The organism is Gordonia sp. CPCC 205515 (genome assembly GCF_048537925.1).
Lineage (GTDB): Bacteria > Actinomycetota > Actinomycetes > Mycobacteriales > Mycobacteriaceae > Gordonia.
This window is the reverse complement of the sequence record NZ_JBCLVJ010000010.1, coordinates 25,610-40,392: the sequence shown is the minus strand read 5'-3', so window position 1 is coordinate 40,392 and position 14,783 is coordinate 25,610. Positions and strand designations below refer to the sequence as shown.

Annotated in this window: 13 protein-coding genes; 5 read left to right on the top strand and 8 right to left on the bottom strand. The window is 66.2% G+C overall.

Annotated features, from left to right (window positions below):
* Positions 1 to 4: 4 nt before the first annotated feature.
* The 4 genes from AAFP30_RS15185 to AAFP30_RS15170 form a co-directional block, all read right to left on the bottom strand.
* Positions 5 to 856: an MlaE family ABC transporter permease gene (locus AAFP30_RS15185; protein ID WP_419230788.1), complete on the bottom strand. Its 852-nt coding sequence runs from the start codon at positions 854 to 856 to the stop codon at positions 5 to 7.
* A 3-nt stretch (positions 857 to 859) separates the two neighbouring features.
* A complete protein-coding gene (locus AAFP30_RS15180; RefSeq protein ID WP_419230787.1) occupies positions 860 to 1,624 on the bottom strand; it encodes an MlaE family ABC transporter permease in 765 nt (254 codons plus the stop codon).
* Between the two features lie 88 nt (positions 1,625 to 1,712).
* Positions 1,713 to 2,603: a 3-oxoacyl-ACP reductase gene (locus AAFP30_RS15175; protein WP_419230786.1), complete on the bottom strand. Its 891-nt coding sequence runs from the start codon at positions 2,601 to 2,603 to the stop codon at positions 1,713 to 1,715.
* A 94-nt stretch (positions 2,604 to 2,697) separates the two neighbouring features.
* Positions 2,698 to 2,886, bottom strand: coding sequence for a ferredoxin (locus AAFP30_RS15170; protein ID WP_419230785.1), 189 nt, complete (start codon positions 2,884 to 2,886; stop codon positions 2,698 to 2,700).
* A gap of 127 nt (positions 2,887 to 3,013) precedes the next feature.
* Between AAFP30_RS15170 and AAFP30_RS15165 the strand changes: the two genes are divergently transcribed.
* The 3 genes from AAFP30_RS15165 to AAFP30_RS15155 all read left to right on the top strand — a co-directional run bounded on the left by AAFP30_RS15165 (position 3,014) and on the right by AAFP30_RS15155 (position 7,061).
* On the top strand, positions 3,014 to 4,219 hold the full coding sequence (locus AAFP30_RS15165) for an acyl-CoA dehydrogenase family protein (protein WP_419230784.1): 1,206 nt from the start codon (positions 3,014 to 3,016) through the stop codon (positions 4,217 to 4,219).
* Between the two features lie 176 nt (positions 4,220 to 4,395).
* Positions 4,396 to 5,523 (top strand): acyl-CoA dehydrogenase family protein, encoded by a 1,128-nt coding sequence (locus tag AAFP30_RS15160; RefSeq protein ID WP_419230783.1) that lies wholly within the window; start codon positions 4,396 to 4,398, stop codon positions 5,521 to 5,523.
* Positions 5,524 to 5,528: 5 nt separating this feature from the next.
* Entirely contained in the window at positions 5,529 to 7,061 is a 1,533-nt protein-coding gene (locus tag AAFP30_RS15155) for a long-chain-fatty-acid--CoA ligase (protein ID WP_419230782.1), read from the top strand.
* 190 nt (positions 7,062 to 7,251) lie between these two features.
* Here AAFP30_RS15155 and AAFP30_RS15150 read toward each other — a convergent pair whose 3' ends face one another.
* Positions 7,252 to 8,409, bottom strand: a complete 1,158-nt coding sequence (locus AAFP30_RS15150; RefSeq protein ID WP_419230781.1) for an NAD(P)H-dependent flavin oxidoreductase — start codon at positions 8,407 to 8,409, stop codon at positions 7,252 to 7,254.
* Position 8,410: 1 nt separating this feature from the next.
* A complete protein-coding gene (locus tag AAFP30_RS15145) occupies positions 8,411 to 10,054 on the bottom strand; it encodes an acyl-CoA synthetase (protein ID WP_419230780.1) in 1,644 nt (547 codons plus the stop codon).
* A gap of 70 nt (positions 10,055 to 10,124) precedes the next feature.
* Between AAFP30_RS15145 and AAFP30_RS15140 the strand changes: the two genes are divergently transcribed.
* Entirely contained in the window at positions 10,125 to 10,946 is an 822-nt protein-coding gene (locus AAFP30_RS15140; protein ID WP_419230779.1) for a crotonase/enoyl-CoA hydratase family protein, read from the top strand.
* A gap of 128 nt (positions 10,947 to 11,074) precedes the next feature.
* Here AAFP30_RS15140 and AAFP30_RS15135 read toward each other — a convergent pair whose 3' ends face one another.
* Both AAFP30_RS15135 and AAFP30_RS15130 read right to left on the bottom strand, forming a co-directional pair.
* Positions 11,075 to 12,529 carry a cytochrome P450 gene (locus tag AAFP30_RS15135; RefSeq protein WP_419230778.1) on the bottom strand — a complete coding sequence of 485 codons (1,455 nt, stop codon included), beginning with the start codon at positions 12,527 to 12,529 and terminating at the stop codon, positions 11,075 to 11,077.
* 73 nt (positions 12,530 to 12,602) lie between these two features.
* Positions 12,603 to 13,640, bottom strand: a complete 1,038-nt coding sequence (locus tag AAFP30_RS15130) for an LLM class F420-dependent oxidoreductase (RefSeq protein ID WP_419230777.1) — start codon at positions 13,638 to 13,640, stop codon at positions 12,603 to 12,605.
* Positions 13,641 to 13,721: 81 nt separating this feature from the next.
* Between AAFP30_RS15130 and AAFP30_RS15125 the strand changes: the two genes are divergently transcribed.
* Entirely contained in the window at positions 13,722 to 14,756 is a 1,035-nt protein-coding gene (locus tag AAFP30_RS15125) for a Zn-ribbon domain-containing OB-fold protein (RefSeq protein ID WP_419230776.1), read from the top strand.
* Positions 14,757 to 14,783 lie beyond the last annotated feature (27 nt).

Sequence of the window (14,783 nt, the reverse complement as noted above, 5' to 3'; positions counted from 1 at the left end):
GCCCCTACCCCGCCAGGTTGAACTTGCCGTCGGCGCCGTAGATGGCGAGCGAGGTGAGCAGTGTGATCACGACCACAACAACGAGCGATGCGCGCACCGCGTTCCCGACCGCGACGCCCACGCCGACCGGACCCCCGGAGGCGTTGTAGCCGTAGTAGGTGTGGATGAGCATGACCGCGACAGCCATGCAGATCGCCTGCACGAATGACCAGAGGATGTCCGACGGGATGAGGAAGGTGTTGAAGTAGTGGTCGTAGACGCCCGGCGACTGACCGTAGAGGAAGACCGTCGCGAACCGGCTGGCCAGGAATGACGCCAGCGATGCGAGCGCGTACAGCGGGATGATCGCGATCAGTCCGGCGACGATTCGGGTGCTGACCAGGTACGGGATCGACGAGATGGCCATCGTTTCCAGCGCGTCGATCTCCTCGCTGACACGCATGGCGCCGAGTTGGGCGGTCGCGCCCGCGCCGATCGTCGCGGCCAGCGCGATGCCGGCGATGACCGGCACCGCGATGCGGACGTTGATGAACGCGGAGAAGAAGCCGGTGAGTGCCTCCACACCGATGTTGGCCAGCGAGCTGTAGCCCTGCACGGCGATGGTGCCGCCGGTGAACAGGGTGAGGAAGCCGACGACGACGACCGTGCCGCCGATCATCGCCAGTGCGCCGGTGCCCATGGAGATCTCCGCGATGAGCCGCAGCGTCTCCTTCTTGTACTGCTTGAGGGCGCGCGGGATCGCCACGAGGCTGTCCCAGTAGAACAGCGCCTGGTCGCCGATCTGATCCCAGTCCTCGCCGGCACGTTTGGCGGCGACCCGGGCGGTGCGGAATCGGGTGGTGAAGGGTAAGACCATCGCTCAGCCCGCCGTTGCTTTGAGGCCGACCGCGGTGACCACGACGTTCACCACGAACAGTGCCATGAAGGAGTAGACGACCGTTTCGTTGACCGCATCGCCGACGCCCTTGGCGCCGCCCTTGACGTTGAGGCCCTGGTAGCAGCCGACCATGCCGGCGAACAAGCCGAACAGCGCGGCCTTGACCATGGAGATCATCAGCTCGCCGAATCCGGTGAGCAGGGTGAGGTTGGCGATGAAGGCGCCTGGGTTGACGTCTTGCAGGAAGACGGAGAACACGAAGCCGCCGCCGATGCCGATGGTGCAGACGAGGCTGTTCAGCAGAATGGCCACGCCGGTCGAGGCGATGATCCGCGGCACCACCAGACGATGGATCGGGTTGATGCCGAGCACCTTCATCGCGTCGATCTCTTCGCGGATGGTGCGGGCGCCGAGGTCGGCGCAGATGGCGGTGGCGCCGGCACCGGCCACGATGAGCACGGTGACGATCGGGCCGATCTGGGTGATGGTGCCGAGAGCGGCACCGGCCCCGGACAGATCCTGTGCGCCGATCTCACGCAGCAGGATGTTGAGGGTGAAGCTGACGAGGACGGTGAACGGGATCGCCACCAGCAATGTCGGCACCATCGACACCCGGGCGATCGCCCACGACTGTTCGACGGTCTCGCGCCACTGGAATGGTCGCCGAAACAGTTCCCGTGCTGAATCGACCCCCAACGAGACGAAGTCCCCGACGCCTGCCATCGGCGTGGCGAGCTTCTCTAACACCAGCACTCCTTACCCCCCGGGGCAATGCCCGTTCGGTGCGCTCGACCGGATTACCCGCGAACCTATCACGCACCGTTGACCGGATCGGTCAGTTGACCAGTTGACTCGCGGAGAATGTCCGACCCGCGTCACGACCCGCGAAGTAGCTGGTCAACGCCTTGTTGAGATCCCCCGAATCCCACGCGTCCCCACCCGCGGTGAACGTCTCCTCGATCGTCGGTGCGGCCATCAGCATGACATTGGGGCCGTAGACGACGAACACCTGTCCGGTCACCTCGTCGGCGTCGGGTCCGGCCAGATAGGTCACGAGCTTCACGACGTGCTCCGGCGACAGCGGGTCGACACCGTCGGTCGGCGCGTTCCCGAACACCCCGGCGGTCATCTGGGTCCGTGCCCGCGGGCAGATCGCGTTGGCCCGTACGCCGTAGCGGCGCAGTGCACGCGCCGCCGAGAGAGTGAGTGCGGTGATCCCCGCCTTCGCCGCACCGTAGTTGGCCTGTCCTTCCGGACCGAGCAGTCCGGCCTCCGACGACGTGTTGATCAGCCGTCCGTAGACCGGGCCACCGGCCGCTTTGGACTCGGCGCGCCAGTGGCTCGCCGCATTGCGGTTGAGCAGGAAGTGTCCGCGCAGATGCACCCGGACCACCAGGTCCCACTCATCGTCGGTCATGTTGAACAGCATCTTGTCGCGGGTGACGCCGGCGTTGCTCATGACGATATGGAGTCCACCGAGCTCCTCGGTGGCGGTGCGCATGATCTCGGTGGCCGTCGCCGCGTCGGCGATGTCCCCGGCCACCGCGACCGCGCGTCCCCCCGCGGTGTTGATGACGTCGACGACGTCACTACCCTCCAGCGCGCTTCCGAGGTCGTTTACGATCACCGTGGCGCCTTGTTCGGCGAGCCCGATGGCTTCCGCGCGGCCGAGGCCGGCCCCTGCTCCGGTGACGACCGCGATCCGTCCGTCCAACGACTGCCCCACGGCGACTTCCTTCCCGAGAACTTCAAAACTAGAACCTGTTCTAGCACGATTGCCGGAGAACCGAAATAGTCGGGGGTCGATCCGGGCGCAGAGGCTACTCCAGCGAGAGGGCCGATTTCGGGCAACTGGCGATCACCTGACGCATTTCCTCTTCGCGTTCGGCAGGAACGTCTTCAGCGAGAATGACCAGGTAGTCATCATCGTCGAGATCAAAGACGTCCGGCGCCATCCCGACACACACCCCATTGGACTCACACAGGTCGAAATCTGCCTTGATACGCATCGTGATTGCTCCTTAGCGGAATGATCGTCGGTTGACGGGCTGTGGGATACACGTTAGAACGTGTTTCAGAAGTTGGCGAGTATGGGCTCGCCGATCACCGGTTCCCTCGATTGACACGGAGACCCCGATGCGCATCGCTTACACGGACCAACAAAACGAGCTCCGGCGCGAGTTGCGGACCTATTTCGCCAACCTGATGACCGACGACCGCCGAGCCGCGCTGTCCGGTGGCGAGGGCGGCGAACTCGGCGAGGGTGACGCCTACCGCGACGTCGTCGAGCAGATGGGGGCCGACGGGTGGCTGGCGCTCGGCTGGCCGACGGAGTATGGCGGCCAGAACCGGTCGATGATGGATCAGCTGATCTTCACTGACGAAGCCGCCATCGCCGGGGCGCCGGTACCGTTCCTGACCATCAACTCGGTGGCGCCGACGATCATGCACTACGGCACCGACGAGCAGAAGGAGTTCTTCCTGCCGCGGATCGCGGCAGGCAAGCTGCACTTCTCCATCGGCTACTCCGAGCCGGGAGCCGGCACAGATCTCGCCGCGCTGCGCACCACGGCCATCCGCGACGGCGACGAGTACGTGATCAATGGCCAGAAGATGTGGACCAGCCTCGTGCCGTATGCGGACTACATCTGGCTGGCATGCCGCACCGACCCGAGCACGCTCGAGCCGGGCGGCAAGAAGCACAAGGGCATCTCGATGCTGATCGTGCCCGCCACCGCCGAGGGCTTCGGGTATACCCCGGTGCACACCATGTCCGGGGTCGACACCAGCGCCACCTACTACCAGGACGTGCGGGTGCCCACCTCGGCACTCGTCGGCGAGGAAGGCGGCGGCTGGTCCCTGGTCACCAATCAGCTCAACCACGAACGGGTCGCGTTGTGCAGCGCCGCACCGATCCAGACCGCCCTGCGCGAGACCGTCGAGTGGGCCCAGCACACCAAAACCGGAGATGGACAACGGGTCATCGACGCACCGTGGGTCCAGGCCAATCTTGCGCGCGTGCACGCCAAGGTCGAGTTTCTCAAGTTGATCAACTGGAAGATCGCCTCGATCGCCAGTTCTGGTGGTTCACCGAGCCCCGCCGACGCCTCCGCCACGAAGGTCTTCGGCACCGAATTCGCCACCGAGGCATACCGACTGCTGATGGAGGTCGTCGGCCCCGCCGCCACTCTGCGCACCAACAGCACCGGCGCCCACCTGAACGGCCGGCTGGAACGCTTCCAACGCACCTCGCTCATCCTGACCTTCGGTGGCGGCACCAACGAGATCCAGCGCGACATCATCGCCATGCTCGCGCTTGGTCTCCCCCACCAGCGGAGGTAGACCCGCGCGCTGGTCCCCAACCGCTGGTCGCCCACCGCTCGTTCCCACCGCTGGTCCCCACCGCCGGTCCCCACCGTCGGTCCCCACCGCTGGTTGAGCAGCGACGAGCGAGCGAAGCGAGTCCGACGCGTGTCGAAACCGATACCGAACCAAACACCACGACATAGAGGCCCACAATGGATTTCACCCTCCCCGAGTCCGGCTCCGACGTCCGCACCCTCGCCCGCGACATCGCCACCAAGATCGCCACTCCGGAGCACACCGCCGAGTTGGAGTCCGCCGACGCACCCATCGACTCAACCCTGTGGCGCGAACTCGGCACCGCCGGACTCCTCGGACTCGAGCTGCCCGCGGCACTCGTCGGCGACCACGGCGGCGACCTGTCCGCCGTCGAAAACCTCCTCGTCGCCGAAGAATTGGGCCGTGCACTGGCGCGCGTCCCCTTCGGTCCGCACGCCTGCGCTGCACTCCCGCTGATCGCATCCCGAGGCAGTACGACACTGCGTGACCGCCTACTCACCGCCGGCGCGGCCGGGAACCTCGTCATCGCTGTCGCGGTAGAGGAAGACCTCGGCATCGATTCACTCTCCCCCGCAACGACATTGACCGACGGCGTACTGACCGGCACCAAGGTGAACGTCTCCTACGCGACGACCGCCGATGCGCTGCTGGTGACCGCGCACACCGGCGCCGGCCCGGTCGTGGCGGTCGTCGACAGCGCGACACCCGGCATCCGCATCACCCCGACGCCGTCGACCGGCCTGGTCCCGACCGCGCAGATCGACTTCTCTGACGTCACCGTCACCGCCGATGCCATCCTCTCCGACGGCCCGGCTGCGGTGGGCGAACTCGTCAACCGACTCACGCTGGCCGTCTGCGCCGAGCAAACCGGAATCGTCTCGCGTGCCCTGGAACTCACCGCGGAGTATGCCCGCGAGCGAGAGCAGTTCGGCCGCGCGATCGGCTCATTTCAGGCGGTCGCACAACGCCTCGCCGACGGCTACATCGACGTGCAGGGTCTGTCGCTGACCACCACTCAGGCCGCCTGGATGTTGTCCGGAGCCGAGGCCGACACCTCCGACGCCGATCTGCACACCGCCATCGCGACCGCCAAGTTCTGGGCCGCCGAAGCCGGACACCGCGTCGCGCACACCGCGGTGCACGTCCACGGCGGCGTCGGACTGGACACCAGCCATCCGGTACATCGATACTTCCTGCGCGCCAAGCAGAACGAGTACACTCTGGGTTCGGCGACCGCTTCGCTACGCACCATCGGCATCGACCTCGCGCACATCCCCGCCTGATCTTCATGTCCACCGACACCGCCGTGGCGACGATCGCCGCGATGCTCGCTCCGCTCGCGGACGTTGATGATCGAGGTATCTGGTTCGACGGGGAATTCGTCTCGTGGCGAGATCATCTGGGGTACGCCGCAGTGATGGGACGCGCGGTCCGCGAAATGCTCGACTCCACTCGTCCGTTGCACGTCGGTGTGCTGTCGAACAATTCGCCAGATTTCTCGGCGCTGATGGCAGCCGCCGCGCGCGACGGCTTCGTCGTCGTCGGGTTGAACACCACCAGGCGGGGTGCTGCGCTCGGTGCCGACATCACCCGCGCCGACTGCCAATTGGTGTTCGTCGCCGACGACACGGCGGATCTGATCGATGGTGTCGATCTCGGGTCCGTGCCGATCATCAACCTCGACTCCGCCGGTTGGCGCCGACAGGTGACGGTCGGCGGCACCGAACCGCCTCGGATCGAGCCATCCCCGGACGATCTGCTGATGTTGATCTTCACCTCCGGCACCACCGGGGACCCGAAAGCAGTTCGCTGTACCCACCGCACATTCGCCGGCGCCGGAAAGATGCTCGCGGAGCGCTTCGGCATCGGACACGACGACGTCGTCTACCTGTCGATGCCGATGTTCCACTCCAACGCGATGATCGCCGGCTGGACCGTGGCCGTCGCCGGCGAAGCGTCGATTGCGGTGCGTCGCAGATTCTCTGCGCGTGGCTTCGTCGACGACGTGAAACGTTACGGCGTCACTTACGCCAACTATGTCGGCAAACCGGTGAACTACATCCTGGCCACCGAACCCGCACCCGACGACGCCTCGTGCGCACTGCGAATCATGTACGGCAACGAGGCCTCCGCGCGGGATCGGCAGCACTTCGCCGATCGTTTCGGGTGTCGGGTGATCGACGGATTCGGCTCCACCGAAGGGGGTGTCGCCATCACCCGCACCCCGGACACACCGTCGGATGCGTTGGGCCCCTTACGGGCACCGACCGCGATCGTCGATCCTGAGACGGGCTTGCCGGTGACCCCCGGCCAAGTCGGCGAGATCGTGAACTCCTCGGGTCCAGGGCTTTTCAGTGGCTACTACAACGATTCGGAGGCCACCGCCGACCGACTGCGCGGCGGCATCTATCACACAGGCGACCTCGGATGGGTGGACGACGAGGGGTACATCCATTTCGCAGGTCGACTGGGTGATTGGATGCGCGTCGACGGCGAGAACCTCGCCGCCGGTCCCATCGAGCGGATCTTGTTGCGGCACCCCGCTATCCGTCAGGTCGCGGTCTACGGGGTGCCGGTGGAGATCGGCGACGAGATCGAGGCGGTGCTCGTTGCCGACGGCGCGCTCGATGCGACCGAGTTCACCGATTTCCTCGGCGCTCAAACCGATCTGGGACCCAAACAGTGGCCGCATCGGGTGCGCATCGTCGACGCGCTCCCGGAAACCGCGACGTTCAAGACGGTCAAACGCACGCTGCGCGAGCAGCACGCGCCTGCCACCTGGGTACGCCAGAGCAGCCGGTACGTCCCGACCGCTCGTTGAGCGCGACGCCGGCCCCAACCGCGTGTTGAGCGCAACGCTGGCCCACCCGCCCGTTGAACGCCGCGCTGGCCCCGTCCGCTCGTTGAGCGCGACGAGCGAGCGCAGCGAGCCGGACGCTGGTCGAAACGAGAATGCCTAGAGCAGGACTGGTTTCGACGGACGCCGCCTCGGCCAGCGCCTCGGAGGCAGCTCAACCAGCGGGAATGGCAGCGCCCTTTACCGTCTTGTCGAGCCGACCCACCGCCTCGTCATACTCGCTGACCAGGTCCGCGATCAGGTCGGCGACGGGGGTGATCTCGTTGCAGCGTCCGACGATCTGCCCGGCCGGCATCGCCACCACTTCGGGGTTGTCGGCCGCCGAGATTCGCGCATGCGCGTCGGCTACCAACAGGTTCTGCAGGGGCATCGGCAGCGGGTCCGGTGCGCCCGGGGCGTCCCAGGCGTCAGTCCACTTGGTCTTCAGCAACCGCGCCGGCTTGCCCGAATAGATGCGTCGTCGCACGGTGTCCCGGGATGTGGCGGCCAACAGCGCCTTCTGCACGGTCGATGGCTCGTCGGAGCCTGCCGGTACGCCGAGCTTGTACTCGGCGGCAGTCAGCCAATAGGTGCCCATCCAGACACCCTGCGCGCCAAGCGCAATGGCCGCGGCGATTTGCCGACCACTGCCCACGCCACCCGCCGCCAGCACCGGCGCGGCATCACCGACGGCGTCGACGAGTTCGGGCCACAGGATCATCGAGGTGACCTCGCCGGTGTGGCCGCCGCCCTCGTAGCCTTGCGCGATGACGATATCGACGTCCGCCTCGACGTGGTGCAGCGCATGCTCTTTCGCGCCCGCGAGCGCGGCGACGGCAACTCCGTTGTCGTGGGCGATCTGGATGACGTCGGGCGGCGGTGAGCCCAGGGCGTTGGCGATCAACGAGATCTGACCGTACTTGCGGCGATGCTCCATCGCCACATCGACGTGCGAACGTGCGACCGAGTGCAACCAGCCGAGCACGCCCGCATCGACGCGATCGCCGTCCGGTAGTGGTGGCACACCGAGGTCGTCGAGAGTGCGCTCCACGAAGGCCCGGTGTTCGGGCGAGATCATCGAGTCGAGGTCGAATTTGGTGCCCTCGGTGGGGATCTTCGCCGGCATCACCACGTCGACGCCGAACGGTTTACCGTCGGTGTTCTCGTGCATCCACTCGAGGACCCGGTCGAGTTCGTCGGCCTCGTTGAAGCGGACGCAGCCGAGCACTCCCATACCGCCTGCCCGGCTGATCGCGGCGGCGACCTCCTGACTCGGGGTGAACCCGAAGATCGGGTACTCGATGCCGAAGCGTTCGCTGAGTTCGGTTCGCATGTCAGCTCTTTTCCGTCGGGGCGTGCGCCTCGTCTGCCGGACGTTCCTGCGTGATGGCCGTGCCCCACCGATAGTCGGGCTTACCGGCCGGCGATCGTTTGATCTCGTCGACGAACCACACACTGCGCGGGCACTTATAGCCCGCCAGTTCTTTACGCACGACGTCGTTGAGTTCGGCCAGTGACGGTCGCACGCCGTCGCGGGTGGCGATCACCGCGGCCACGCGCTGCCCCCAGCGGTCGTCGGCGATCCCGACGACGACGGTGTCGAACACGTCGGGATGCGCCTTGAGCGCACCCTCGACCTCTTCGGGAAACACCTTCTCGCCACCGGTGTTGATGGATACCGATCCGCGGCCGAGCATCGTGATGGTGCCGTTCGACTCGAGTTGGGCGAAGTCACCCGGGAACGAGTAGCGAATCCCGTTGAACTCCTTGAAGGTTTTCGCCGATTTCTCCGGATCGTTGTGATAGCGCAGCGGAATGTGACCCGTGCGGGCAAGCAACCCGATCTCGCCGCTGCCCGGCTCCACCGGCGTGCCGTCCTCACGGAGGACATGGGTCTCGCTGTCGGCGTTGACGTTCGGTCCGCCCGCGTGCGGCGAATCCTTCGCGATGACCGACAACCCGCCGAAACCGGTCTCCGACGAACCGATCGCATCGATGATGACGGCGTTGGGGAACCGGTCGACGAACTGTTCCTTGACGCTGGGCGAGAATAACGCGGCCGACGATGCGACCGACACCACGCTCGAGAGGTCGTGCGCGTCGTTCTCCGCGAGCGCCTCGATCATGGGGCGTCCCATGGCATCTCCGGTGATGAACACGACGTTTACGCCGTGCCTGGCGATCACCTCCCAGGCGTGGTGGCCGTCGAAGTCGGGATACACCACCGCTTTTCCGCCGGCGAACAGGGATTGGAAGATCGCCCACTGTGAGCCGCCGTGGATGAACGGCGGAATCGGGAACCGCACCAGCTGACCGCCGTCGGCCCCCTGACGCGCCAGATGCCACTCATCGGGCACAGGTTCACTGGTGTACCAGTCGATTCCACCACCGAGTACGCGCCACACATCGACCTGCCGCCACACCACGCCCTTGGGCTTCCCGGTGGTGCCGCCGGTGTAGAGCATGTAGAGGTCGTCGTCGCTGCGCTCCTCGAAATCGCGTTCTGACGACGACTCGGCGATCACGTCTTCGTAGCGGAGCGCATCGGCGTAGCCCGTGCACCCGAGTTCGGCATCCGTGCCGTCCTCGACGACGATCCGATGCCGCAGCGACGGCGCTTTCGGCAACGTGTTGCACACGCGCTCGCAGTACTGCCGTTCGTGGATGAGGACGCTCATGCCGGAATCGGTGAAGATGTGCTCGAGTTCGGACTCGACGTAGCGGTAGTTGACGTTGACCATCACAGCGCGCGCTTTGAAGATGGCGACCATCGACTCGACGGATTCGATGGTGTTTCGGCTGTACAGCCCCACTCGATCGCCCGGCTGTACGCCGAGGTCGCGGAGTTTGTGCGCCAGCGCGTTGGCGCGGGCGTCGAGCTGGGCGTAGGTGCGTGTGCGCTCTCCGGATTCGAGCGCGATGCGGTCGGGCATGAGGTCGACGGCGTGCTCGATGAGATCGGCGATCGTGTAGGCCATGGCATCAAAATTAGAACGTGTTATTGTTTTCGGCAAGCGCCAGTTCATCCATGATTCGCGAGGGACGACGATGACCACTTTTGCCGAGTCCGCGGCCGCCACCGACAAGACGCCCGACTGCCTCGTCGAGCAGCGCGGTCATGTGCTGATCGTGACGATGAATCGCCCGGAGGCGCGCAACGCGCTGTCCGCGGAAATGATGGCGATCATGGTCGAGGCCTGGGACCGCGTCGACAACGATCCCGACATCCGGGTCGCGATCCTGACCGGGGCCGGCGGGGCGTTCTGTGCGGGCATGGATCTCAAGGCGATGAGCAAGAACTCGCCCGGCGACACGGTCGATCAGGGAACGTGGAACCCCGCTCGTCTGCCCGCCTTGCTCAAGGGCCGCCGCCTGACCAAACCGCTGATCGCCGCGGTCGAGGGCCCGGCCATCGCCGGCGGCACCGAGATCCTGCAGGGCACGGACATCCGGGTGGCCGCCCAGAGCGCCAAGTTCGGTGTGGCCGAGGCCCGTTGGGGTCTGTTCCCGCTCGGCGGCAGCGCCGTCCGACTGCCGCGCCAGATCCCGTATACGATCGCCGCCGACCTGCTGCTCACCGGACGCCACATCACCGCGGCGGAAGCCAAGGAGTACGGCCTGATCGGGTACGTGGTGCCCGATGGCCGCGCCCTCGAGAAGGCCCTGGAGATCGCCGACACCATCTCCGCGAACGGCCCCCTGGCCGTTCAGGCCATCCTCAAAACCATGCGCGACACCGAGGGCATGCACGAACTCGACGCGTTCGAGATCGAATCCAAGCTGGGTATCGCGGTGTTCAAGAGCAAGGACGCCAAGATCGGTCCGAAAGCGTTCGCCAACAAGGAGAAGCCGGTGTTCACCGGGGAGTAGTGCTCCCCACCGCTGCGTCGTCCCTCCGCTGGTCGAGTAAGCCCGCGAGCGCCAGCGAGTGAGCGCATCGAGGCCACTGAACCTTACACGGAAGGTGATCTCGATACTCTCGTCGCTATCGCTCCTCGCTACTCGATCAGCGGGAGAGGAGACTCTTCGGATAGCGGTGAGGGATGCTTCAGTGCCCGCACCCGCGGCGTGAGCGTCACCTCAAAGTTCTTGGGCACCATGGTGAGCCGCTCGTCGACGGCGAGTTCATAACCGGGATCACCGCGCAAATCGTAGCGGTGTAGCAGACACGCCAACACGAGCACCGATTCGTGCAGCGCGAACTGCCGACCGATGCAGGCACGCAGCCCGGTGCCAAATGGCTTGTAGCTCTGGGCAGGTCGCTTCTTGATCGCAGCCGGCAGGAACCGATCCGGGTCGTAGTCGTCGGGGTTCTCCCAGATCGTCGGATCGCGGTGCACGTGCGCGAGGATGATCACCGCCCAGTCCTCCGGGCGCATCCGATAGCGACCGCCGATCGTCGTCTCGGTGCGTGGGCTGCGCGCGAACGCCGGGACCGTCGGCCAGATGCGCAGGGCTTCGTCCAGGCAGCGTCGGATATATCGGAACTTCGCCACCTGCTCGAACGTCGGTGTGGCGTCGGGATCGTCACCGAGTAGCTCGTCGGCTTCGCGTTGCGCGGCCGCGAGACACTCGGGATTGCGCGAAAGATAGTAGAGCGTGAACGACAATGCACCGGAAGTGGTTTCGTGCCCCGCGACCAGGAACGTCAGGATCTGATAGCGAATATTCAACGGTGACAGTCGTTCCCCGGTGTCCGGGTGGGACACGTTGAGCATGATGCCGAGTAGGTCGTGCTGTTCTGGGCTGCCGGATCGCGCGGCGATCAGGTCGTCGAGCAGTCCGTCCACGTAGGCCTGTCGCGCGGCATTGCGTCGATCCATGTACCGGCCGACCCATTGACCGCCGGGCGCGGTGCCGATGCCGCCCTTGCGTCGTCCCGTCTCCAGCGCCCGCACCATCGCCCCGACGAACGGATGCGGTTCCTCGGTGGCGAACGACCCGAAGTCATGACTGAACGCCGCGCGGCTCAGGGTCTCCATGGTCAGCTTGGTCATCGACCGTGTCACATCGACCGGACCCGACTGCCGGTCCCAGTACGCGAAGAGTTCGGCCGCGGTCTCGAGCATGATCGGGTGATACGACTGCATCGCCGAACGCGTGAACGCCGGCATCAGGAGCTCGTGTGCGAGTTGCCAATTCGATTCGTCGTTGAATGCCGTGAACAGGCCGTCGCCGGCATACTGCCGGAGCGCGGTGATCGCCGGGGGCAACGCTTTACAAAAGCGCTTCTCGTCGCAGAGTTCGGCCGCGAGTTCGGCGCCGGAGACGAAGACGAACTTCTGCCGGAAGATCTGCAGCTCGTAGATCGGACCTAGACGGGCGCCCCACCCCAGCAGGCTCAGCAACGGATTTCGCGGGTCGGACACGCCTAGGTCGCCGACGAACGGCTTACGACGACCTGCGTGTGGAAACGATTGCCCCGACCAGTCGTTCTTCAGCTTCCTGCCCACGTCTCGACGATGCGCGAGCCCTACAGTGATGTCAATCTCACCGGCCTGCAATCCCGCCGGAGTGTGACCGGCCTCATACGAGGGTTGCGAGTTCGCGAATCGTGCCGACGTCGCGGGCGGTGACCATCAGCATGCCCACCCCCGCCGCCTCCCACTGCTTGATCTGGCTCCGCACGTCCTCGGCGGTTCCGGCAATCAGCGTCTCGCGCACCATCTCGTCGGGCACTGCGGCCATCGCCTCGGCCTTACGACCCTCCCGGAACAGCGCGCCGATCTCGTCGACAGCGTCGCCGTACCCCATGCGACGGTAGAGCTCGGCGTGAAAGTTCTTATCCTTGGCGCCCATTCCGCCGACATAGAGCGCCGTCGACGGCCGGTACCGGTCGATGGCGGCATCGACGTCGTCGGTGATCATCACCTGCACGGTGGCCGCGACCTCGAAGTCGTCGCGGGTGCGCCGCGCACCGGGCCGGGCGAATCCCTCGGCAAGCCAGTCCTCGTACTGGTCGGCCAGGCGCAGGCTGTAGAAGATGGCGAGCCAGCCGTCGGCGATCTCCGCGGTCTGCGCGACGTTGCGTGGCCCCTCCGCACCCAGCCAGATGGGGATGTCGGCACGTAGGGGGTGGGTGATCGGCTTGAGAGGCTTGCCCAGTCCGGTCGATCCGGCAGCGCCGGCCGGGTACGGCAACGGATAGTGCGGGCCGTCGTTGCGCACGAGAGCTTCCCGGGCCAGGACGTCGCGGACGATCTGTACGTACTCGCGCGTGCGCGCCAACGGTTTGGCGAACGGCTGCCCGTACCAACCCTCGACGACCTGCGGCCCCGACACACCGAGCCCGATGATGTGCCGTCCGCCGGAGAGGTGGTCGAGGGTCAGCGCCGCCATGGCCAGCGAGGTCGGCGGGCGGGCGGACAGTTGGGACACCGCGGTGCCCAACCGGATCCGCTCAGTCGCCGCTCCCCACCACGCGAGCGGGGTGTAGGTATCCGAGCCCCAGGATTCGGCGGTGAACACCGCGTCAAATCCGACCTCCTCGGCCGTCGCGATGAGCTCCGGCGCGTTGTCGATCGGGCCGGCCCCCCAATATCCGAGCTGCAATCCGAGCTTCATGCTGCCCCACCTCTACCGTCACGGCCACGCCCCTGACGTGCACCTTGTGAACCAATACTAGAACGTGTTCTACTCGAAGATGTGAGCACCAGCCAAACCGCACCCCGCGCCATCACGGGCAGTCCCGTCGCCGCGGTACCCGAACCCGAGTCCACCGTTCTCACCGCGCCGCTGAAGAACTCGTTCGATTACACGCGTTCCCTCGGTCCGGTCCTGAGCCAGTTCGCCCTCGCTCTGCGCGACGGCCGCATTGTCGGCTCACGCAGCAGCAACGGCACCGTCTCGGTGCCGCCCGTCGAGTTCGATCCGGCGGGCGGGGCACAGACGACCGAGCTCGTCGACGTCGCGGCCGTCGGGACCGTCGTAACGTGGACGTGGCAGCCGGAACCGCTGGAACCGCAACCACTCGACACGCCCTTTGCCTGGGCGCTGATCAAGCTCGACGGCGCGGACACCGCGCTCCTGCACGTGGTCGCGGTCGACTCCCCGGACGAGATCGCCACCGGCGCACGCGTGCACGCGGTGTGGCGGCCGGCCCGGACCGGCCGCATCGACGACATCGCCCACTTCGCGCTCGGCGACACGGTCGATCCCGCGCCGACCAACGAGGCGGAGAACCCCGACGGCGAGCAGGTGGTGATCACCACGCCCATCACGACCGAGACCATCCACTCGGCCACCGAAGCCGAGTCGTGGTACCTCGAAGGCCTCAAGGCCGGCAAGCTCTACGGTTGCCGGATCGGCGAGGGCGTCGACGCCGGCCGCGTCTACTTCCCACCGCGCGCGGTGAGCCCGTCCGACGGATCACCGTCGGTCGAGCGAGTCGAGTTGCCCGACACGGGAATCGTGACCACCTTCTGCATCGTCAACGTCCCGTTCCAGGGACAGCGGATCAAGCCGCCGTATGTGGCCGCCTACGTCTTGCTCGACGGCTCCGACATCCCCTTCCTGCACCTGATCCTCGACTGCCCCGCCGACGAGGTGCGGATGGGTATGCGCGTCGAGGCGGTCTGGGTGCCCGAGGAGGAGCGAGAGTTGTCACTCGGCAGCATCAGTCACTTCCGCCCGACCGGCGGACCCGACGCCGAGTACGAGTCGTACCGCGAATTCCTCTGACCTGCGAACAACTTTCGACCAAGGAGT